The organism is Microbacterium sp. NPDC057658 (genome assembly GCF_042799975.1).
In the GTDB taxonomy this organism is placed as follows: domain Bacteria; phylum Actinomycetota; class Actinomycetes; order Actinomycetales; family Microbacteriaceae; genus Microbacterium.
Window position 1 is genome coordinate 497,545 of record NZ_JBHVHT010000002.1, and the last position, 19,987, is coordinate 517,531.

Genomic DNA, 19,987 nt, shown 5'->3' on the forward strand with positions numbered 1-19,987 from the left:
CCGCTCACTGCGGGGCCTTGATCATGTAGCCGACGCCGCGCACGGTGTGCAGGAGGGGCGTGCGGCCGGCGTCGATCTTCTTCCGGAGGTAGGAGATGTAGAGCTCCACGACCGACGACTTGCCACCGAAGTCGTAGCTCCAGACGCGGTCCAGGATCTGCGCCTTGGACAGCACCCGGCGCTCGTTGCGCATGAGGTAGCGCAGCAGCTCGAACTCGGTCGCGGTCAGCTCGATCTCCACGCCGTCGCGGACGACCTCGTGGCTGTCCTCGTTGAGCGTGAGGTCGGCGACCCGGAGGATGGACTGCCCGTCGTCGGCGCTGGCGTGTCCGGTGCGCCGGATGATCGCGCGGAGTCGGGCGATCACCTCCTCGAGGCTGAACGGCTTGGTCACGTAGTCGTCGCCCCCGGCGGTGAGCCCGGCGACGCGGTCGCCCACGGCATCCTTCGCCGTGAGGAAGAGGACGGGGACGAGGTTGCCCGCTTCGCGGAGACGCTTGAGCACGGCCATCCCGTCGAGGTCGGGCATCATGATGTCGAGCACGAGGGCGTCCGGCTCGAACTCCTTCGCGACCTGGATCGCCTCGAGACCGGAGGAGGCGGTGCGCACCTCCCAGCCCTCCATGCGCAGGGCCATCGCGAGCAGATCGGTGAGCATCTGCTCGTCGTCCACGGCGAGGATGCGCAGAGGGGAGCCGTCGGGGCGGCGCAGTTCGGGCAGGTCGCTGGTCATGCCTCTATTCTGCGGAACTTCCTATGTGATTTCTATGGAGCGGGCTATGGGTTCTCTGGGAGATGTCCGCCTCATAGAACCCTCATCATCCGTCCCTCGAATCCGCATAACGGCCGTCCCTAGCGTCGGTTCCGCGCCGCGATCGTCGCGGCGGGAGGAGAGACATGTACGGACGATATCTGCGGCGCGAACTCGCGGGCCGCAAGAAGCAGACGGCGATCGTGGCCATCGGTCTGGCGGTCGCGATCGGACTCGTGATCGTGGTGAACGCCCTGACGACCGGTGTGCGCGACGCCCAGGCGCAGTCGCTCGCGGCGGTGTACGGGGTCGGGACGGATCTCACCGTCACGGGTGCCGCCGCGGAACCGGGCGACGGGACGGGGCCGCGGTTCGAGTTCGACGAGGACGCGGGGGAGAGCGACGGCGAGACCACGACCCTGGAGCAGTCGACCCTGCGCACGGACTTCGGCCGGACGACGCTCGATGCCGCGGTGCTGGACACGGTGGCCGGTACCGACGGCGTCGCCGCCGCGACCGGTGCGCTGAGCCTGACGAACTCGACCTTCTCCGGTGAGCTGCCGAGCGGCGGCTTCGGCGGGCAGGACGGCGCGCAGAGCGGCGAGGCGCCCGCGGAGGGCCAGGCGCCTCCGCAGGGTGGCGGCGGGGGCGGAGGCGGTGCTTTCGGCATCGACTCGTTCACCGTCCTGGGCATCGACCCGTCCGCGTCGGAGGTCGGCCCGCTGGCCTCCGCCGAGATCGGCGAGGGGCGTGGGCTGGACGCCGATGACAGCGGAGCGCTCGTCGCGCTGGTGGACAGCACGTACGCCGCGAGCGAGGACATCGCCGTCGGCGACACCCTGGACGTCGCGGGCTCCGACGTCGAGGTCGTCGGCCTCCTCGCCTCGGCGTCGGATGCCGCAGACACCGCGGCGGACGTCTACCTCCCGCTCGACACCGCGCAGGAGCTGGCCGGGGTGGAGGACGTGATCTCCACGGTGTACGTGCAGGCGGATTCGGCGGCGTCCATCGACGAGGTGCAGACGGACCTGGCGGAGGAGCTTCCCGACGCCACAGTCTCCTCGCAGTCCGAGCTCGCCGCGACCGTGTCCGGCTCGCTCTCGAACGCGACGGCGCTCGTCACGAACCTCGGCACCTGGCTGTCGATCATCGTCCTCGCCGTCGCCGTGCTGCTCTCGGTGCTCCTCACCCTCTCCGGTGTCGGCCGCCGCACCCGCGAGTTCGGCACCCTGAAGGCGATGGGGTGGTCGAACGGCCGCGTCGTGCGCCAGGTCGCCGGGGAGTCGATGGTGCAGGGACTCCTCGGAGGAGCGGCAGGTCTCGTGCTCGGCCTCGCCGGGATCCTGATCATCACCGTCGCGCAGCCGACCGTGGCCGCCGGCTCCGCCGCCGTCGGCGGAGGCCCGGAGGGAGGAGGCGGCTTCGGTGGCCCCGGCGGCATGGCCCCGGGCGCGGAGACCGCCACCGACATCGTGCTGCAGGCACCGCTGACCCCCTGGGTGCTCGTCGCCGCCGTGGGCCTCGCGGTGCTGGGCGGGCTCGTCGCCGGCGCCTTCGGAGGCTGGCGGGCGGCGCGACTGAGCCCCGCCGAGGCCCTGCGGTCCGTCGCATGAGCGGCGTCGCGAACCACATAGGAGAGAAGGAGACCGAGATGACCACGATGACGGATTCCGAGGCCCGCGTTCCGGCCTCGTCGGCGGCGACCCCGCTGTACCGGGCGACGGGCGTCACCCGCACCTATACGCGGAGAGGACGGACGGTGACGGCACTCACCGGCGTCGACCTGGAGATCATGCCCGGCGCCTTCGTCACGATCCAGGGGCCGACCGGAGGGGGCAAGTCGACGCTGCTGCAGCTGCTGGGGGCGCTCGACACCCCGACCTCAGGGACGCTGCAGCTGGACGGCCGTGAACTGTCGTCGGCCTCGCCGTCGGAGCTGGGACGGATCCGCGCGCAGGAGATCGGCTTCGTCTTCCAGGGGTTCAACCTGATCCCGACGCTGACGGCGGCGGAGAACGTCGATATGGCCCTGGAGCCGCTCGGCATCGACCCGGCGGAACGACGCACCCGGGTCGCCGCCGCTCTCGCCCACGTCGGCCTGGCGGACCGCGGAGACCATCGTCCGGCGGAGCTGTCCGGCGGACAGCAGCAGCGTGTCGCGATCGCGCGGGCGATCGTCAAACGCCCCCGGGTGCTGCTCGCGGACGAGCCGACGGGCAACCTCGACGAGAGGATGCGCGACGAGATCCTCGACCTGCTGGAACGCCTCTGCGCGGAGGGCATCACGATGGTCGTCGTCACGCACGACTCCGCGGTGGCGCGGCGGGCGACGAAACGGCTGCGTCTGACGCAGGGGACGGTGAGGGACATCACCCGATAGCGGGCGGCGCGGGGGAGGGGCGGACGGTGGGCCGCCCCTCTTCCGCGATGTCCGACCCCGGGTCTACCGTGTGCTCATGGTCGACCACGTCGAATCCGCTCAGCCCACCGTCCATCGTCCCTCCACCGTCTCCGAGGTCGCCGCGCTCGTCCGCGCCGCCGCGCAGGAGGCGGTCCCCCTGACCGTCGTCTCCGGCGGCCACGGGCCCTGGTCCCATGCCTCCGCTTCCGGTCTGCGGCTCGAACTCGGGGACCTCTCCTCGATCGAGGTCGACGGCACCGCCGTGCGCATCGGCGGCGGTGCGGTCTGGGGCGATGTCGCGACAGCCCTCGCCGGCCACGGCCTCGCCCTGAGCTCCGGCGACACGGCCAGCGTCGGTGTCGGCGGTCTCACGCTCGGCGGCGGCATCGGCTGGATGGTGCGCGCTTGGGGCCTCGCCGTCGATCAGCTCGTCGGCGCCCAGGTCGTCACCGCGAGCGGAGACGTGGTGGAGGTCTCGGCCACGCAGCATCCCGACCTGTTCTGGGCGCTGCGCGGCGGTGGCGGCAACTTCGGCATCGTCACCCGCTTCGACTTCGAAGCGCATCGCCTGCCGGGGATCGCGCTGGCCGAGTCCGTCGTCGACGGCGACGCGACCGCCGTGCTCCGGGCCGCGCGCGAACTCCTCCGCGACGCCCCGCGCGAGCTCACCGTCACGTACATGGACGTGCCGCCCATGGACCCGAGTGCTCCGGCCGGTGCCCGGCTGACCGCCGTGTGGGCGGGGCCCGACCCGGAGGCGCTGCGCGTGGAACTCGCGCCGATCACCGCGCTCGACGGTGTCACGACGGAGATCACCGAGCCTGCCTACCGGGGCATCCTGATGGAGATGCCGCAGCCCGAGGGCGGCGAGGCCCCCGCCCCTCCCGGGTTCCTCGGCGGGAACGGTCTCGTCGCCGATCTCGACGACGAGACGATCGATCGCCTGGTGGCCTATCGGCGGGAGTACCCCGCCTCGGTCGTGTTCCTCCGGTCCCTCGGTGGGGCGTTCAGTGACGTGCCGCAGGAGGAGACAGCCTTCCCGGCACGCACCGCGACGTGGTTCGTCATGGCCGGTGCCTTCGACGTCCCCGGGCTGGTCGACGAGCAGGGGCGCGAGAAGGCCGCGGCCGACGCGCAGCGGATCGTCGGGGGCCGCCTCGCCGAGTACAGCAACTTCGTCGACCGCGAGCGCCCGGACGCGGTGTCCGGGATGTACGACGGCGACGCCTACGAGCGTCTGCGGGCGGTGAAGGCGCAGTGGGACCCGCAGAACGTGTTCCGCCGCAACCACAACATCCTCGTCTGACGCACGAAGGGCCGGGCACCCTGCGGTGCCCGGCCCTTCGAAGACCCGAGGTCAGTGCGTGTCTTCGGCCTCGATCTCGGAGCGGTCGCCCGACCACAGCGTGTGGAAGGTGCCCTCCTTGTCGATGCGCTTGTAGGTGTGCGCACCGAAGAAGTCGCGCTGGCCCTGCACGAGAGCGGCCGGGAGGCGGTCGGCGCGGATGCCGTCGTAGTACGACAGCGACGACGAGAACGCCGGAGCCGGGATGCCGGACTGCGCCGCCGTGACCACCACGCGGCGCCATGCCGCCTGGCCGCGGGTGAGCGCCTCGGCGAAGTACGGAGCCGTCATGAGCACCGGCAGGTCGGGGGTCTCGGCGTAGGCGTCCGCAATCCGGTTCAGGAACTGTGCACGGATGATGCAGCCGCCGCGCCAGATCTTGGAGATCGCACCGAGATCGATGTTCCAGCCGTACTCGGCGGCACCGGCGCGGATCTCGTCGAAGCCCTGCGAGTAGGCGACGATCTTGGAGGCGTAGAGCGCCAGGCGGACGTCCTCGACGAAGGCGTCGACCTCGTCGGCCGGGACCGTGAACTCCTCGTCCGGGCCAGGAAGCGCCGTGGCGACCGCGCGCTGCTCGGGGTGCGAGGAGAGGGAGCGGGCGAACGTCGCCTCGGCGATACCCGAGACCGGCACGCCCAGGGAGAGCGCGGTCTGCACGGTCCAGGCGCCGGTGCCCTTCGCGCCGGCCTGGTCCAGGATGACGTCGACCAGCGGCTTGCCGGTGGACGCGTCGACCTGCCGCAGCACCTCGGCGGTGATCTCGATGAGGTACGACTCCAGCTCGCCGCGGTTCCACTCGGCGAAGATCTCGGCGATCTCCGCGGGCGTCTTGCCGGTGCCGCGCCGGATGAGGTCGTACGCCTCGGCGATGAGCTGCATGTCGGCGTACTCGATGCCGTTGTGCACCATCTTGACGAAGTGGCCGGCGCCGTCGTGGCCGACGTGCGTCACGCAGGGCTCGCCCTCGGCGACCGCGGCGATGGACTTCAGGATGGGCCCGAGCGTGACCCAGGACTCGTCGGAGCCGCCCGGCATGATCGAGGGGCCGGTGAGGGCCCCCTCCTCGCCGCCGGAGATGCCGGCGCCGACGAAGTTGATGCCGGTCTCGCGGACGGCCTTCTCGCGGCGGATGGTGTCCGGGAAGTAGGCGTTGCCGCCGTCGACGATGATGTCGCCCGGCTCGAAGACCTCGACGAGGGAGTCGATCACGGCGTCGGTCGGAGCTCCGGCCTTGACCATGATGATGGCGGTACGCGGCTTCTGCAGCGAATCGGCGAACTCCTGGTAGGTCTTCGCCGGGATGAAGCCCGCCTCGGGATGCTCGTCGAGGAGGGTCTGCGTCTTCTCGTAGCTGCGGTTGAAGATCGCCACGGTGTTGCCCTCGCGGCTCGCGAGGTTGCGGGCGAGGTTCGACCCCATGACGGCGAGTCCGACGACTCCGATGTTCGCTGATGCTTCGGGCACGGAAGGCTCCTCGATCGTGAAGAAGGGTTGAGTTCAGCGTATCGCTGTAGGGCGGATCGAGGCGCACCCGTGACGCGACCCGGTCATCGTCCGCGGTGCCGGGCGGCCGGGACGCTCGGGACCTCTACGCTGAGGAGAGCACAGGAGCTGGAGGGAGTCGGTCGTGACGGAGTCCGAGAAGAAGGTCCGCGCCGTCGTCGCGGTGCCGTTGGCGGAGGAGCTGTGCGGGCTCATCGAAGAGCTCGAGCCGCGGCTCGAGGTCGTCCACGATGCGGCGCTCGTGCCTCCTATGCGCGGCCCTGCCGACTGGTCGGGAGACCCGGAGTTCAGCCGGACCCCGGAGCAGCAGCGCGCGTTCGACGATCTCGTCGACTCTGCGGACGTGCTCTTCGGCATCCCCGATGTCGACCCGCAGGCGCTGGCGCGGACGGTATCCGCCAATCCGGGACTGCGCTGGGTCATGACCACGGCGGCCGGGGGCGGCAGTACTGTCAAGGCGGCGGGACTCGACCGCGCCGACCTCGACCGCATCGTCTTCACCACCAGCGCGGGCGTCCACGGCGGAACGCTGGCCGAGTTCGCCCTCTTCGCGGTGCTCGCCGGGGCGAAGGGCCTCCCGCGGCTGCTCGACGACCAGCGGAAGCGCACCTGGCCCGACCGCTGGGAGATGGGTCAGGTCGACGAGATGACCGTGCTCGTCGTCGGACTCGGCGGGATCGGCGCGGAGTGCGCCCGCCGTTTCCACGCGCTCGGCGCCCGGGTGTGGGGAACCAGCCGCTCCGGCCGCGCGGTCGAGGGTGTCGACCGTCTCATCGCGCCCGACGAGCTCGTGGACGCGGTGGGCGAGGTCGACGCGATCGTCGTCACGCTGCCGGGCACGGAGCAGACCAGGCATCTCATCGGGGAGGAGGTCCTCCGGGCCGTGAAGCCCGGGGTCATCCTCACCAACGTCGGACGCGGCAGCGTCGTCGACGAGACGGCGCTTCTCGCCGCGCTCGATGACGGCCGCGTCGGCTTCGCCGGGCTGGACGTCTTCGAGCAGGAGCCGCTGCCCGCCGACTCGCCGCTCTGGACGCACCCCCGCGTCCTCGTCAGCCCGCACACGGCGGCTCTGAGCTCGAAGGAGGAGGAGCGCATCGCACGGAGGTTCGCCGAGAACGCCACCCGGCTGCTCGACGGCCGGGAGCTGCGTGCCGTGGTCGACACGGTCGAGTTCTACTGAGCCGGGAGGCGACGGGCATGAGCGTGCGCATCGTCGTGATGGGGCCCAGCGGCTCCGGGAAGTCGACGGTGGGCGCGGCGCTGGCCGAGGACCTCGGGGCGCGCTTCGTGGACGGGGACGACCTGCATCCGCTCACCAACGTCGAGAAGATGGCGGCGGGCATCCCTCTCGACGACGACGACCGGATGCCGTGGCTCCGCGTGGTCGGACGGACGCTCGCCGCCGAGACGCGCATCGTCGTCGCCTGTTCGGCCCTGCGCCGGCACTACCGGGACGCCATCAGGGCGGAGGCACCGGACGCCGTCTTCGTCGAGCTCGGCGTGGCACGGGAGACGCTCGCACGACGGCTGGGCGATCGGCCCGATCACTTCATGCCGGCCGCGCTGCTCGGTTCCCAGCTCGACGCGTGGGAACCGCTGCGGGACGACGAGGTCGGGCTCCGCATCGATGCCGCGCTTCCGCTGAGGCGCGAGGTGGCGGCGATCCGGAAGGCGCTCATCGCGATCACGAGAGCGCCGGGGGACGCTCAGTCCTTGCGGTAGCCCGAGCGGCCGAGGGAGAACAGGGCGGCGCCGGTCGCGACGGCGGCGCACAGCGACATGGCGCCGATCACCCAGAGGAGGACGTGAGAGAGGAACGCGGCGTCGAGCATGGAGGTACTCCGAATTTCTGCAGAGGGGACCGGTGTCCTCAGCCTATCGGGTCATCCGGTACCATGGAGTCGTACCTCGGCGAGGGACGCTTCTGCGCGTGCGCGGACGTCCGTGATCGACGCGGCGAAGCAAGCCCGGTGGCTTTCCTCACGCGTCCGCGTTCGAGTCCACAATTCCAAGACCACCGCGCGGCGCCTTCGCTGCGTGCCCGAAGGAGAACCCCATGTCTGAAGACACCACGGTCCACGCCGAGCTGCGCAGCAGCTTCGGCAAGGGCTTCGCCCGTCGTCTGCGCGCCGCCGGCAAGATCCCCGCGGTCATCTACGGCCACGGCACCGAGCCCGTGCACGTCGCGCTGCCGGGTCACCAGGTCTCCCTGATCATCCGTCGCGCCAACGCGCTGCTCGACCTCGACATCGAGGGCACCTCGCAGCTTGCGCTCGTCAAGGACGTGCAGAAGGACCCGGTGCACCAGATCATCGAGCACATCGACCTCCTGGTCGTGAAGAAGGGCGAGAAGGTCGCCATCGACGTCCCCGTCGTCGTGACCGGCGAGCCGGCTCCCGGCACCATCGTCAACCTCGACGCCACGACCATCCAGGTCGAGGCCGAGGCCACGCACATCCCCGAGAACATCGAGGTCTCGGTCGAGGGTCTCGAGGAGGGCGCGCACATCACCGCCGCCGACGTCACCCTCCCGAAGGGCTCGACGCTCCTCACCGACGCCGAGGTCCTCGTGGTCGCCATCTCCGTCCCGGCCGCTCCGGTCGAGGACGAGGAGACCGAGGGCGAGTCCGCCGAGGGTGCCGCCGAGGCGTCCGAGGAGGCCGCCGCGGAGTGATCTCCGCCTGCTTCATCACGGAGGGGACGCGATCGGATCGCGTCCCCTCCGTCGTATCCTGACCGGGGCGACGGCTCCGGCGAGAGAGGACGAGGAATGGCAGCGACCTGGCTCGTGGTCGGTCTCGGCAACCCCGGACCCCGCTATGAGGCGACCCGCCACAACATCGGCCAGATGGTCGTCGACGAGCTCGCAGCCCGCCGCGGCGAGAGCTTCCGGGAGCACAAGGGGGTCGCGCGGGTCGTGGAGACCTGGCTCCGCCCCGGCGCCGACAAGCTCGTGCTCGCGAAGCCGAACACGTTCATGAACGTCTCGGGCACGCCCGTCGCGGCGCTCGCCCGGTTCTACTCCGTCCCCCTCGATCACGTGGTCGTCGTGCACGACGAGCTGGACATCCCGTTCGACACGGTCAAGCTCAAGACCGGGGGAGGCCACGGCGGGCACAACGGCGTTCGCGACATCGCGCGAGCGCTCACGAGCCCGGACTTCCCCCGGGTGCGCGTGGGCATCGGTCGCCCGGTGGGGCGTCAAGACCCGGCCGACTGGGTGCTCTCCCCGTTCGGCAAGGACGAGCGCGCGAACCTGCCCCTGCTCGTGGGCGACGCGGCCGACGCCGTCGAGCTCCTCGTCGACGAAGGACTGCTCGCCGCACAGCAGAAGCACCACGCCCCCCGCTGAGGTTCCGGCGCGCGCGGCGCGTCAGGTGGTGAAGGTGACGTACCCCGCCGCCCCGCCGACGGCGAAAGCGGTGAAGACGGCGACGAAGAAGATGATCGCGCCGAGGACGGCGACGATGAGCGCGGCGATGCCCGCTCCGCGCCCCCGCTTCCGGCGGATCGCGATGATGCCGAGTACGATCGCGGCGATGCCGAACACCGTGCCGGCCCAGAAGGACAGCTCCGTCCACAGCACCTGGTCCCGCGCGGGGGACAGGAACCCGAGATCGCTCGTGGAGCCGCTGACGCCCTGCGGGATGCGGCGGCCGACCTCGAAGGCGCTGACGCCGCCGATGATCGGCATGACGACGGCCGCGAGGATCGAGAGGCCGAGAGCGAGCAGGCCGAGGAACCCCGAGGGTTTCGGCGCGGCATCCGGTGCGGTGTACGAGCCGGACGGTGCCGCGTAGCCGCCCACAGGCACCTGATACGCGCCGGGAGGCGCGGCAGGGGGTGCCGGCGGATACGCGGGCGGGTACGGTGCCGGAGCGGCCGGCGGTGTCGACGGATACGCGGGCGGCGGGACCGCACCGGATACCGGCTCCTGCGGGACCGAGGGAAGGGGCGGCACGGCGCCGGGCGGAGGGGGAAGCTGCGGGTCGGTCACGATGTCATCCTAGGCTCGGCCGCGGCTCACACCCGGCGCAGCAGTCCGACGCGGTCGTACACGTCGGACAGCGTGCGATCGGCCACGGCGTCGGCGCGGGCGGCGTTCTCGGCGAGGATCCGGTCCAGCTCCGCCGGGTCGTCGAGGAGCTCGAGGGCACGGCTGCGCACCGGAGCGAACTCCTCCACGACGACCTCGGCGAGGCCCTTCTTGAAGTCGCCGTATCCGCGGCCCGCGTACTCGTCCTCGATCGCGGGGATCTGGCGTCCGGTCAGCGCGGCGTAGATGGTGAGCAGGTTCGAGACGCCCGGCTTGGCCTCGCGATCGAACCGCACGGTGCCCTCGTTGTCGGTCACCGCGCGCATGATCTTCTTCGCCGACTTCGCCGGGTCGTCGAGCATCCACAGCACACCGGCGTCGCTCTCTGCCGACTTCGACATCTTCGCCGTCGGGTTCTGCAGGTCGTAGATGCGCGCCGTCTCCTTCTGGATGACCGGGACGGGCACCGTGAAGGTCTCGCCGAACCGCGAGTTGAAGCGCTCCGCGAGGTCGCGGGTGAGCTCGACGTGCTGCTTCTGGTCGTCTCCGACCGGCACGACATCGGTCTGGTACAGCAGGATGTCGGCGGCCATGAGCACCGGGTAGGTGAAGAGGCCGACGCTGGTCGCATCAGCGCCGTAGCGGGCCGACTTGTCCTTGAACTGGGTCATCCGTCCGGCCTCGCCGAAGCCGGTGATCGTGCTGAGGATCCAGGCGAGCTCGGCGTGCGCACGGACGTGTGACTGCACGTACAGCGTCGACTGCGACGGCTCGATGCCCGCGGCGATGTACTGCGCGGCGGTCCGGCGGGTCTTCTCGCGCAGCTCGGCCGGGTTCTGGGCGACCGTGAGGGCGTGCAGGTCGACGACGGAGAAGAACGCGTCATACGAGGTCTGGAGCTCCCGCCACTGCAGGAGCGCGCCGATGTAGTTGCCGATCTGGAGGGAGTCGGCGGAGGGCTGCATTCCGGAGTAGAGGCGAGGCTTGTTCACCCGTCAATCCTATGCGCCCGCGCCGCGGTGCCCGGCGCCGTCGCATCCCCTACGCTGACGTCATGACGGACGGCATGCCCCTGAGACGCGGACAGGTGTTCCTCGACGCCCTGGGCACGGAGGCGGAGCGCCTCCACCCGGAGATCCTCGCGCAGTACCGTGCGCCCGTCTCGGTGGGGCACGCGGAGGGCGTGTTCGCGGTCGCGGGGAGCCGGTTCGGCCGCTGGGCGGCCCTCGCCCGTCCGATCGTGGGACCGGGTCTGCTGGTGCCGACGTCGGGGCGGGACGTGCCGTTCGTGCTGCGCACGACGACCGGTCGCGCGGCGACGGGCCGCGCGACGCTCGACTCCACCCGCGAGTTCCTCTTCCCCGGTCGGACGGCACGGATCGTGGACCGGCTGACGGTGAGCGTGCGGCCGGGGCTGGTGCGGAATCTCCTCGGCGCCCGTGGCCGCGTGGAGCTCATCGAGGAGTGCAGTGTGACGGCGGAGGGCTTCCTGCGGATGCGTACCGTCCGGGTCGCCTTGCGGCTGTTCGGGCGGCGGTTCGCTCTGCCCGGACCGCTCGGCGTGCGCGTGGACCTCGTCGACGGCTGGGACGCCGAGCACCGCCGGCGCACGATCGACATGCGCGCCGTGAACCCCATGCTCGGCACCGTGCTGGAGTACCGAGGATGGTACCGGGAGTCGGATCCGTCGCCCTCAGAGCGGCCGGAACCGGGTCAGTAGGTGTAGTCGACGACGACCGGCGCGTGGTCGCTCCAGCGCTGGTCGTACGCGGCCGCACGGGCCACGTGGTACGCCTGCACGCGCTCGGCGAGAGCGGGCGTGGCCAAGTGGTAGTCGATGCGCCATCCCGAGTCGTTGTCGAAGGCCTTCCCGCGCATGGACCACCAGGTGTACGGCCCGTCCACCTCGCCGTGGAAGCGACGTCCGACGTCGACCCAGCCCAGGCCCGTGCCGACCGAGCCGTCGACGCCGGTGACCGATGTCCCGGCCTCACCGAGGAAGCGATCGAAGTAGGCGCGCTCGCGCGGCAGGAAGCCGGCCTTGGTGCGGTTGCCGCGCCAGTTCTTGATGTCGAGCTCGCGGTGCCCCACGTTGAGGTCGCCGGTGACGAGGGCGAGGGCGCCGTCGGTGTTCAGGCTCGCCAGTCGAGCCTCGAACGCGTCGAGGAACTTCCACTTCTCGTCCTGCTTGGGGGTGTCGGCCTCGCCGGAGTGCACGTAGGCGCTGACGACGGTGAGCGGACGGTCGCCGATCAGGAAGTCGGCCTCGATCCAGCGCCCCTTGGAGTCGAAGTCCTCCGGGCCGAAGTCAGCCCGGGAGGCGAGCGCGGGGAGGCGACTGGCGATCGCGACGCCCGCGCGCCCCTTGGCCGTGGCCTCGTCGTGCACGAAGGTCCAGCCGGGAAGGGCGGCCTCGATGTGCTCGTCCTGCCCGCGCACCTCTTGAAGGGTGAGGATGTCGATGTCTGCGGCGTCCAGCCACGTGCTCATCCCGTTGCGGGCGGCCGCCCGGATCCCGTTGACATTGACCGAGGCGATACGCAGGTGAGGCATTCCTCCAGCCTAACGAGCACCGCCGACATCGCGGTTCTGACGGTGATCGAGCTCGGAGAGCAGGCGCTGCGCGAGAGGGGAGGTCGGGGGTGCGGGCGGGGGAGCGGAGGCCTCCAGCCGTGCGACCTCGTCCTCCGCCGCGCGGACGGCGTGCCCGGCCGCCCAGCTCTGGTACCACGGGGCCTCGTCGCGCGCGGCGCGGGCGTCGCGCAGTCGGATCCGTGCCGCGGAGAGCAGCGTGGCGTGCTCCGCCACCCGCCGCTCGGCCTCCGTCGGCAGCAGGAGCGGGAGGTCGCGGTCCTGGGCGGCGACGGCGATCCACGAGGCGGCGACGAGCATGACCACCCCGTTCACCCGGAACCACAGCAGCAGTCCGACGAAGATCGCGAAGGTCGCCAGCAGCGGGTTCGACGGCGTGTAGCTCAGCAGGAACCCGACCCCGAACTGCAGCACCGTCATGGCCGCGCCGCCGAGGAGGGCTCCCGGCCAGATCGTGCCCCAGTGCAGCGAGGTGCCGGTGAGGAAGCGCACCATCGCCGCCAGCGCTCCCGTCAGCAGGACGAACGACACCAGGACGGTGCCGATCCGGATGCTGATGTTGACTCCGTCGGAGCCGGCATCCCAGCCCAGCAGCGACAGCACCCAGCTGAGGACCGCGGCGCTGGCGGAGCTGAGGGCAGAGCCGACGATGAGCGCGACGCCGAAGATTAGGGCGGCGAGCAGGTCGCGCGCCTTGAGGAGGAGGTAGCTGCGGCGGTCGGGCTCGAGGCCGAAGATGTCGCGCACGGCCCGCCGCGAGAAGGTCACCCACCCGATCGCGGTCCAGATCACCGTGCCGAGGGCGATGAGACCGGTGATGCCGAGGAATCCGCTGGTGTTCGAGGCGATCTCCTGCACCTGCGCGGGAGTGAAGACGCCGCCCTCGTCGAGGATGAGGTTCGGGATGTAGTTGTTGATGATGTCGATGAGGCCGTTCACCGCCTCCTCACTGCCGCCGAGCCAGAGGCCCGCGATGGCGAACGCGAGGTAGATCGCGGCGAAGATGGCGAACAGCGCCTGATAGCTCACCCCGGCGGCGAGCAGGAAGCCGTTGTGCTGCAGGAAGTGCCGCCACACCCGCACCGGGAAGAGGCCGAGGGTGCGCCGGGTCAGCGCGGTCGCGCGCTCGACCGCGGCATCGAGGCGACCGTCGGTCGCCGAACCGGGCTCGGACACGCCCCCACCCTACCCAAGCGCGGGACCCGCCCTCGCGCGCCCGGCCTGCCTCAGCGAGAACAGGCGCAGACGCGAGAACAGGCGGCCCCGTCCGGGACCGCCTGTTCTCGCGTGGTTGCCTGTGCCGGCGCGTCAGGGACGCCCGCGGAGGACTGCCTGCTTGACCTCGGCGATGGCCTTGGTGACCTCGATGCCGCGGGGGCACGCCTCGGAGCAGTTGAAGGTCGTGCGGCAGCGCCAGACGCCCTCCTTGTCGTTGAGGATGTCGAGACGCACCGCGGCGTTGTCGTCGCGCGAGTCGAAGATGAAGCGGTGCGCGTTGACGATCGCGGCCGGACCGAAGTACTGGCCGTCGGTCCAGAACACGGGGCACGACGAGGTGCACGCGGCGCACAGGATGCACTTGGTGGTGTCGTCGAAGATCTCGCGGTCGGCGATGGACTGCGTGCGCTCCTTGCCCTTCTCCGGCACGGAGTTCGCGACGAGGAACGGCTGCACCTCGCGGTACGACGCGAAGAACGGCTCCATGTCGACGACGAGGTCCTTCTCCAGCGGCAGGCCCTTGATGGCCTCGACGTAGATCGGCTTCGAGATGTCGAGGTCCTTGATCAGCGTCTTGCAGGCCAGGCGGTTGCGGCCGTTGATGCGCATGGCGTCGGAGCCGCAGATGCCGTGGGCGCAGGAGCGGCGGAAGGTCAGCGAGCCGTCGACCTCCCACTTGATCTTGTGCAGGGCGTCGAGCACGCGGTCGGTGGAGTAGAGCTCCACGTCGTAGTCGACCCAGTGCGGCTCGGCGTCGACCTCGGGGTCGAACCGGCGGATGTTGAAGGTGACGATGAAGGACTGGATCCCGGTGTCTTCGGTCGTCTCGGCCGGCGCTTCGGCGATGGCGTTCGACATGCTCAGTACTTCCTCTCCATCGGCGGGTAGTTCAACTCGCCCTTGTCGTTCTTGGTGAAGACGACCGGCTTCCAGTCGAGCTTGATGTGGTCGCTCGGGTCGGAGGAGTGCGGGTCGCCCGTGAGGTACGCCATGGTGTGCTTCATGTAGTTCTCGTCGTCACGCTTCGGGAAGTCGTCGCGCATGTGTCCGCCGCGGCTCTCCTCGCGGTTCTGTGCGGCGTAGACGACGACCTCGGCGATGTCGAGCAGGAAGCCCAGTTCGACGGCCTCGAGCAGGTCGGTGTTGAACCGGTGGCCCTTGTCGTCGACGTGCACGTTCTTGTAGCGCTCACGGAGCTCCGCGATCACGCCGAGGACGTGCTGCAGCGACTCGTGCGTGCGGAAGACCTGCGCGCCCTTGTCCATCTCGTCCTGCAGCGTCTTGCGGAGGACCGCGATCCGCTCGGTGCCCTGGTTGTTGCGCAGGCCCTCGAGCATGTCGGAGACGAACCCGGCGGGGTTCTCCGGCAGCGGGACGAACTCGGCCGTCTTGACGTACTCGACGGCGTTGCGGCCGGACCGCTTGCCGAACACGTTGATGTCGAGCAGCGAGTTCGTGCCGAGGCGGTTGGCGCCGTGCACCGAGACGCAGGCGCACTCGCCGGCCGCGTAAAGGCCGGGGACGACGGTGTCGTTGTCCGCGAGCACCTCGCCGTTGTTGTTGGTGGGGATGCCGCCCATGGCGTAGTGCGCGGTCGGCATGACGGGGACCGGCTCCACGACCGGGTCGACGCCCAGGTAGGTGCGGGCGAACTCGGTGATGTCGGGGAGCTTGGTCTCCAGCACCTCCGCGCCCAGGTGCGTGCAGTCCAGCAGCACGTAGTCCTTGTGAGGACCGGCGCCGCGGCCCTCCGCGACCTCCTGGACCATGCAGCGCGCGACGATGTCTCGGGGCGCCAGGTCCTTGATGGTGGGGGCGTACCGCTCCATGAAGCGCTCACCCGAGGCGTTGCGCAGGATCGCACCCTCGCCGCGGGCGCCCTCGGTGAGGAGGATGCCGAGGCCGGCGAGGCCGGTCGGGTGGAACTGGAAGAACTCGAGGTCCTCGAGAGGCAGGCCCTTGCGCCACACGATGCCGACGCCGTCGCCCGTGAGGGTGTGCGCGTTGGAGGTCGTCTTGAAGATCTTGCCGAAGCCGCCGGTCGCGAAGATCACGGCCTTGGACTGGAAGACGTGCAGCTCGCCCGTGGCGAGGTCGTAGGCCACCACGCCGGCGATCTGCGTCGCGCCCGCCGCGTCCTTCACGGTGATGAGGTCGAGCACGTAGAACTCGTTGAAGAAGTTGATGCCGAGCTTGACGCAGTTCTGGAACAGCGTCTGCAGGATCATGTGACCGGTGCGGTCGGCGGCGTAGCAGGCTCGGCGGACCGGGGTCTTGCCGTGCTCGGCCGTGTGGCCGCCGAAGCGGCGCTGGTCGATCTTGCCCTCGGGGGTGCGGTTGAAGGGGAGGCCCATGTTCTCGAGGTCGATGACCGCGTCGATGGCCTCCTTCGCGAGGATCTCCGCCGCGTCCTGGTCGACGAGGTAGTCGCCGCCCTTCACGGTGTCGAAGGTGTGCCACTCCCAGGAGTCCTCCTCGACGTTCGCGAGGGCCGCCGCCATACCGCCCTGCGCGGCACCGGTGTGCGAGCGCGTCGGGTACAGCTTGGAGATCACGGCCGTCTTCGCGCCGGGGCCGGCCTCGATGGCCGCCCGCATGCCGGCGCCGCCGGCGCCCACGATGACGATGTCGAACTGGTGGTAGTGCACGCCGTCACGGACGACGGAATCCTGCGTCTGGGTAGTCACTTCTCGTTTGCCTCTTCTTCTAGCCCTGCGCCTGGCAGGTCTCCCACAGCGTGCTCGACTCGGTCACACCCAGGCACGGGTCGAACGTGAAGACGACCAGGGTGCCGAGGAGGATGAGCAGGCCCGCGGCCAGGCCGAGGGCCCAGACGAGCGCCTTGCGCGCGGTGGGGTTGGTCACGTAGTCGTTCACGATCGTCCGCATGCCGTTGGCACCGTGGATGAGCGCGAGCCAGAGCATCAGCACGTCCCACCACTGCCAGAACGGCGTGGCGAACTTGCCGGCGATGAAGGCGAAGTCGAGGGCGTGGATGCCTTCGCCGACCATGAGGTTGACGAAGAGGTGGCCGAAGATCAGCACAACGAGCACGACGCCCGAGACGCGCATGAAGACCCAGCCCCACTTCTCGAGGTTGACGCCGCGCTGGCGACGGGCGGGGGCGGCGACGGTCTGGGCGGTCATCAGTGTCCTCCTCCGAAGCCGGCGAACGCGAGCATCAGGTGGCGCGGGACGAAGCCGGCCATGATGACGCCCCACACGAGCAGCACGCCCCAGAAGAGCTGGCGCTGGTACTTGGCGCCCTTCGACCAGAAGTCGACGGCGATGATGCGCAGGCCGTTCATGGCGTGGAAGACGATGCCCGCCACGAGGACGACCTCGCCGATCGCCATGACCGGGTTCTTGTATGTGCCGATGACCGCGTCGTACGCCTCCGGCGACACCCTGATCAGCGCCGTGTCGAGCACGTGCACCAACAGGAAGAAGAAGATGGCGACTCCGGTGATGCGGTGAAGCACCCACGACCACATGCCTTCGCGACCCCGATAGAGGGTGCCGCGGGGGGTCTTGGACGTGGTTTCCGAAATCGACGGTGTCAAGCGAGCGCTTGTGGACACGGTCGTCCTCCCTGGATCGATGTGTTTCGGTCGCGTGCGCTGCTTCGTCCACATCTGGCCTGGAGGAGGGTCAGGCACGCCCGATCGGTGTCCATCCTATTCCCGCGCGGACGCCCCGGGCGACGAAGGGGAGCCTAAGTCGGACCCGCCGCTACGCTGGCCTGCATGAGCGAGCCGATCGAAGACTTCTACGCGGTCATCCCTGCCGGCGGCATCGGCAGTCGGCTGTGGCCGCTGTCCCGGGCGGACGCCCCGAAGTTCCTGCACGATCTCACCGGGTCCGGGCATTCGCTGCTGCGCGACACGTGGGACCGTCTGGAGCCGCTCGCCGGTCCGGACCGGATCGCGGTGGTCACCGGGCGCGCGCACCGGGCGGCGGTGGAGGCGGAGCTGCCGGGGATCGCCGACCTCAACGTCTTCCTGGAATCCGAGCCCCGCGAGTCCGCGGCGGCGATCGGGCTGGCGGCGGCCGTGCTGCACCGGCGCAACCCGGACGTCATCATCGGCTCGTTCAGCGCCGACCACGTCATCCGGGGCACGCGGGTCTTCGAGTTCGCCGTCCGCGACGCCGTCGAGGTCGCGAGGGAGGGCTACATCTGCACGATCGGCATCGCGCCGACCGAGCCGGCGGTCGGCTTCGGCTACATCAAGAAGGGGCCGGAGCTGGTCGTCGAGCGCGCCAGGGAGGCGGCCCTCGTCGAGAGCTTCGTCGAGAAGCCGGATCTGGAGACGGCCAAGGCCTACCTCGCCGAGCGCACCTACCTGTGGAACGCGGGCATGTTCATCGCGAAGGCGAGCGTCCTGCTGGACGAGCTCGCGGCGAACGAGCCCGCGCTGCACGCCGGTCTGCTCGAGCTCGCCGAGGCCTGGGACGACCGGGAGCTCCGCGGGCCGGCCGTCGACCGCATCTGGCCGCGGCTGAAGAAGATCGCGATCGACTACGCCGTCGCAGAGCCGGCGGCGCGGCGCGGGCGCCTCGCCGTGGTCCCCGGGCACTTCGACTGGGATGACGTGGGGGACTTCGCGTCGCTGACGAAGCTCATCACGAACGGCCGCAAGAACGACCTCGCCGTCCTCGGACCCCGGGCCCGGGTGCTCACCGACGCGGCCAGCGGCATCCTCGTCAGCCAGACCACCCGCGTGATCAGCCTCGTCGGCGTGCAGGACATCGTCGTGGTCGACACCCCCGACGCGCTCCTGGTCACGACGGTCGAGAACGCGCAGCGGGTGAAGGGCGTGGTGGAGTCGTTGAAACTCAACGGACAGGGCGACGTGCTCTGATGAGCATCGGTTCGTGCTCATCGGCAGGGTTGATTTCAGCTTTGTAACCATTGGCCCGGCCGCCCGGGGCCGACGTGCACGAACGTCGAAACACTAGGTAACTTTGATCGATCCGCGATGGCCGCGGGTTCGTTGAGGGAGGCATCCGTGACCATCTCCACCACCAAGAAGCTGCTCGGCGCGACGGTCGCCGCCGGTGTCGTCTTCGCTCTTGCCGGCTGCGGTCAGGCGCCGACCGACGAGTCCGAGGGCGGATCCGCCCCCGTCGACTCCGACTTCAAGCCCTGCCTCATCTCCGACGCCGGCGGCTGGAACGACAAGTCGTTCAACCAGTCGGCCAAGGAGGGCATGGACAGCGCCGCCGACGAGCTCGGCATCAAGCCGCTGGAGTTCGAGTCCGCGAACGACAACGACTACGCGCCGAACCTCGAGACCGCCGTCTCCGAGGGCTGCTCGCTCATCGTCTCGGTCGGCTTCAAGCTGTCCGCCGCCACGGTCGAGTCCGCGCTCGCGAACCCCGACATCGACTACGCGATCATCGACGACTGGGCCGACAACGACTTCGACGGCACCACCGACGCGCCGAACATCAAGCCCCTCGTCTTCGACACCGCCCAGGCCGCCTACCTCGGTGGCTACGCGGCGGCCGCCTGGTCCGCGGAGGCCGGCGTGAACAAGGTCGGCACCTTCGGCGGCATGCAGATCCCGTCGGTCGCGGTCTTCATGGACGGCTACCAGCTCGGCGTCGAGAAGTACAACGAGGACAAGTCGGCCGACGTCCAGGTCTTCGGATGGGACGCCGAGACCCAGAAGGGCTCCTTCACGGGTGGCTTCGACGCCAACGACACGGCCAAGCAGACCGCCCAGGGCGTGCTCGACCAGGGTGTCGACGTCATCCTCCCCGTCGGCGGCCCGGTCTACCAGAGCGCCGCAGCGGCGATCAACGACAGCGGCAAGGACACGCTGATGCTCGGTGTCGACAGCGACCTCGCCGTCGCTGACCCCAGCGTCGCCGACATCACGCTCGTCTCGATCATGAAGGCCATCGACGTGGCCGTCCGCGACGCGACGCTCGCGGCCGCCGCCGGCGAGTTCGACCCGGAGCCCTACATCGGCACGCTCGAGAACGAGGGCGTCAAGCTCTCCGGCTTCGGCGACTTCGAGGCAGACCTGCCCGAGGGCCTGACGGACGAGCTGTCCGCTCTGCAGGAGCAGATCATCTCCGGTGACATCACGGTGGAGTCCGAGAACTCTCCCACCCGCTGAGTCGGAG

General features: G+C 70.1%; 21 protein-coding genes. 10 read left to right on the forward strand and 11 right to left on the reverse strand.

Annotated elements, in window-relative coordinates; all coding sequences use genetic code 11:
- Positions 1 to 4: 4 nt before the first annotated feature.
- Positions 5 to 733: a response regulator transcription factor gene (locus ACFU8V_RS15880; protein WP_025105641.1), complete on the reverse strand. Its 729-nt coding sequence runs from the start codon at positions 731 to 733 to the stop codon at positions 5 to 7.
- Between the two features lie 164 nt (positions 734 to 897).
- Between ACFU8V_RS15880 and ACFU8V_RS15885 the strand changes: the two genes are divergently transcribed.
- The 3 genes from ACFU8V_RS15885 (at position 898) to ACFU8V_RS15895 (ending at position 4,458) form a co-directional block, all read left to right on the forward strand.
- The gene (locus tag ACFU8V_RS15885; protein WP_378872654.1) at positions 898 to 2,364 is read left to right on the forward strand and encodes an ABC transporter permease; all 1,467 of its coding nucleotides are present in this window, start codon (positions 898 to 900) and stop codon (positions 2,362 to 2,364) included.
- Between the two features lie 47 nt (positions 2,365 to 2,411).
- Positions 2,412 to 3,131 carry an ABC transporter ATP-binding protein gene (locus ACFU8V_RS15890; RefSeq protein WP_174235374.1) on the forward strand — a complete coding sequence of 240 codons (720 nt, stop codon included), beginning with the start codon at positions 2,412 to 2,414 and terminating at the stop codon, positions 3,129 to 3,131.
- Between the two features lie 76 nt (positions 3,132 to 3,207).
- On the forward strand, positions 3,208 to 4,458 hold the full coding sequence (locus ACFU8V_RS15895; RefSeq protein WP_378872657.1) for an FAD-binding oxidoreductase: 1,251 nt from the start codon (positions 3,208 to 3,210) through the stop codon (positions 4,456 to 4,458).
- A gap of 51 nt (positions 4,459 to 4,509) precedes the next feature.
- Here ACFU8V_RS15895 and gndA read toward each other — a convergent pair whose 3' ends face one another.
- The gene (gene gndA, locus ACFU8V_RS15900) at positions 4,510 to 5,964 is read right to left on the reverse strand and encodes an NADP-dependent phosphogluconate dehydrogenase (RefSeq protein ID WP_378872660.1); all 1,455 of its coding nucleotides are present in this window, start codon (positions 5,962 to 5,964) and stop codon (positions 4,510 to 4,512) included.
- Between the two features lie 163 nt (positions 5,965 to 6,127).
- Between gndA and ACFU8V_RS15905 the strand changes: the two genes are divergently transcribed.
- Both ACFU8V_RS15905 and ACFU8V_RS15910 read left to right on the forward strand, forming a co-directional pair.
- Positions 6,128 to 7,186 (forward strand): D-2-hydroxyacid dehydrogenase, encoded by a 1,059-nt coding sequence (locus ACFU8V_RS15905; protein WP_378872662.1) that lies wholly within the window; start codon positions 6,128 to 6,130, stop codon positions 7,184 to 7,186.
- Between the two features lie 17 nt (positions 7,187 to 7,203).
- On the forward strand, positions 7,204 to 7,728 hold the full coding sequence (locus ACFU8V_RS15910) for a gluconokinase (protein WP_378872665.1): 525 nt from the start codon (positions 7,204 to 7,206) through the stop codon (positions 7,726 to 7,728).
- On the opposite strand, the gene ACFU8V_RS15915 is transcribed toward ACFU8V_RS15910, so the two are convergent.
- On the reverse strand, positions 7,713 to 7,838 hold the full coding sequence (locus ACFU8V_RS15915; protein ID WP_255218687.1) for a hypothetical protein: 126 nt from the start codon (positions 7,836 to 7,838) through the stop codon (positions 7,713 to 7,715). The genes ACFU8V_RS15910 and ACFU8V_RS15915 overlap by 16 nt on opposite strands.
- 224 nt (positions 7,839 to 8,062) lie before the next feature.
- Between ACFU8V_RS15915 and ACFU8V_RS15920 the strand changes: the two genes are divergently transcribed.
- Both ACFU8V_RS15920 and pth read left to right on the forward strand, forming a co-directional pair.
- Complete coding sequence (locus ACFU8V_RS15920) at positions 8,063 to 8,680, forward strand: 50S ribosomal protein L25/general stress protein Ctc (protein WP_025105648.1); 618 nt, start codon at positions 8,063 to 8,065, stop codon at positions 8,678 to 8,680.
- A gap of 96 nt (positions 8,681 to 8,776) precedes the next feature.
- Positions 8,777 to 9,358 (forward strand): aminoacyl-tRNA hydrolase, encoded by a 582-nt coding sequence (pth, locus tag ACFU8V_RS15925; RefSeq protein WP_378872670.1) that lies wholly within the window; start codon positions 8,777 to 8,779, stop codon positions 9,356 to 9,358.
- Positions 9,359 to 9,379: 21 nt separating this feature from the next.
- On the opposite strand, the gene ACFU8V_RS15930 is transcribed toward pth, so the two are convergent.
- On the reverse strand, positions 9,380 to 10,003 hold the full coding sequence (locus ACFU8V_RS15930; RefSeq protein WP_315107154.1) for a hypothetical protein: 624 nt from the start codon (positions 10,001 to 10,003) through the stop codon (positions 9,380 to 9,382).
- 26 nt (positions 10,004 to 10,029) lie between these two features.
- A complete protein-coding gene (gene trpS / locus ACFU8V_RS15935) occupies positions 10,030 to 11,034 on the reverse strand; it encodes a tryptophan--tRNA ligase (RefSeq protein WP_025105651.1) in 1,005 nt (334 codons plus the stop codon).
- Positions 11,035 to 11,096: 62 nt separating this feature from the next.
- On the opposite strand from trpS, the gene ACFU8V_RS15940 reads away from it, so the two are divergent.
- On the forward strand, positions 11,097 to 11,762 hold the full coding sequence (locus ACFU8V_RS15940; protein ID WP_378872675.1) for a DUF4166 domain-containing protein: 666 nt from the start codon (positions 11,097 to 11,099) through the stop codon (positions 11,760 to 11,762).
- Here the strand turns inward: ACFU8V_RS15940 and ACFU8V_RS15945 are convergent.
- From ACFU8V_RS15945 to sdhC, 6 genes are all read right to left on the reverse strand, one after another.
- Positions 11,756 to 12,595, reverse strand: coding sequence for an exodeoxyribonuclease III (locus ACFU8V_RS15945; protein WP_025105653.1), 840 nt, complete (start codon positions 12,593 to 12,595; stop codon positions 11,756 to 11,758). The two genes, ACFU8V_RS15940 and ACFU8V_RS15945, sit on opposite strands and share 7 nt — an antisense overlap.
- A 9-nt stretch (positions 12,596 to 12,604) precedes the next feature.
- Positions 12,605 to 13,810 (reverse strand): YihY/virulence factor BrkB family protein, encoded by a 1,206-nt coding sequence (locus ACFU8V_RS15950; protein WP_303709464.1) that lies wholly within the window; start codon positions 13,808 to 13,810, stop codon positions 12,605 to 12,607.
- Between the two features lie 132 nt (positions 13,811 to 13,942).
- On the reverse strand, positions 13,943 to 14,710 hold the full coding sequence (locus ACFU8V_RS15955; RefSeq protein ID WP_025105655.1) for a succinate dehydrogenase iron-sulfur subunit: 768 nt from the start codon (positions 14,708 to 14,710) through the stop codon (positions 13,943 to 13,945).
- A gap of 2 nt (positions 14,711 to 14,712) precedes the next feature.
- The gene (gene sdhA / locus ACFU8V_RS15960) at positions 14,713 to 16,539 is read right to left on the reverse strand and encodes a succinate dehydrogenase flavoprotein subunit (protein WP_025105656.1); all 1,827 of its coding nucleotides are present in this window, start codon (positions 16,537 to 16,539) and stop codon (positions 14,713 to 14,715) included.
- Between the two features lie 19 nt (positions 16,540 to 16,558).
- Complete coding sequence (locus ACFU8V_RS15965; RefSeq protein WP_025105657.1) at positions 16,559 to 16,999, reverse strand: succinate dehydrogenase hydrophobic membrane anchor subunit; 441 nt, start codon at positions 16,997 to 16,999, stop codon at positions 16,559 to 16,561.
- Complete coding sequence (gene sdhC, locus ACFU8V_RS15970; protein ID WP_081811659.1) at positions 16,999 to 17,433, reverse strand: succinate dehydrogenase, cytochrome b556 subunit; 435 nt, start codon at positions 17,431 to 17,433, stop codon at positions 16,999 to 17,001. The genes ACFU8V_RS15965 and sdhC overlap by 1 nt, the downstream gene beginning before the upstream one ends.
- Positions 17,434 to 17,598: 165 nt before the next feature.
- On the opposite strand from sdhC, the gene ACFU8V_RS15975 reads away from it, so the two are divergent.
- Both ACFU8V_RS15975 and ACFU8V_RS15980 read left to right on the forward strand, forming a co-directional pair.
- A complete protein-coding gene (locus ACFU8V_RS15975) occupies positions 17,599 to 18,714 on the forward strand; it encodes a mannose-1-phosphate guanylyltransferase (protein WP_060921492.1) in 1,116 nt (371 codons plus the stop codon).
- Positions 18,715 to 18,861: 147 nt separating this feature from the next.
- Positions 18,862 to 19,980, forward strand: coding sequence for a BMP family protein (locus ACFU8V_RS15980; protein WP_025105660.1), 1,119 nt, complete (start codon positions 18,862 to 18,864; stop codon positions 19,978 to 19,980).
- Positions 19,981 to 19,987: the final 7 nt, after the last annotated feature.

Coding starts and splice junctions, on each gene's coding strand:
- ACFU8V_RS15885 (WP_378872654.1), top strand. CDS start 898: ATGTACGGACGATATCTGCGGCGCGAACTCGCGGGCCGCAAGAAGCAG.
- ACFU8V_RS15975 (WP_060921492.1), top strand. CDS start 17,599: ATGAGCGAGCCGATCGAAGACTTCTACGCGGTCATCCCTGCCGGCGGC.
- ACFU8V_RS15910 (WP_378872665.1), top strand. CDS start 7,204: ATGAGCGTGCGCATCGTCGTGATGGGGCCCAGCGGCTCCGGGAAGTCG.
- ACFU8V_RS15955 (WP_025105655.1), bottom strand. CDS start 14,710: ATGTCGAACGCCATCGCCGAAGCGCCGGCCGAGACGACCGAAGACACC.
- ACFU8V_RS15920 (WP_025105648.1), top strand. CDS start 8,063: ATGTCTGAAGACACCACGGTCCACGCCGAGCTGCGCAGCAGCTTCGGC.
- ACFU8V_RS15895 (WP_378872657.1), top strand. CDS start 3,208: ATGGTCGACCACGTCGAATCCGCTCAGCCCACCGTCCATCGTCCCTCC.
- ACFU8V_RS15890 (WP_174235374.1), top strand. CDS start 2,412: ATGACGGATTCCGAGGCCCGCGTTCCGGCCTCGTCGGCGGCGACCCCG.
- ACFU8V_RS15915 (WP_255218687.1), bottom strand. CDS start 7,838: ATGCTCGACGCCGCGTTCCTCTCTCACGTCCTCCTCTGGGTGATCGGC.
- ACFU8V_RS15940 (WP_378872675.1), top strand. CDS start 11,097: ATGACGGACGGCATGCCCCTGAGACGCGGACAGGTGTTCCTCGACGCC.
- ACFU8V_RS15965 (WP_025105657.1), bottom strand. CDS start 16,999: ATGACCGCCCAGACCGTCGCCGCCCCCGCCCGTCGCCAGCGCGGCGTC.
- ACFU8V_RS15945 (WP_025105653.1), bottom strand. CDS start 12,595: ATGCCTCACCTGCGTATCGCCTCGGTCAATGTCAACGGGATCCGGGCG.
- ACFU8V_RS15880 (WP_025105641.1), bottom strand. CDS start 733: ATGACCAGCGACCTGCCCGAACTGCGCCGCCCCGACGGCTCCCCTCTG.
- pth (WP_378872670.1), top strand. CDS start 8,777: ATGGCAGCGACCTGGCTCGTGGTCGGTCTCGGCAACCCCGGACCCCGC.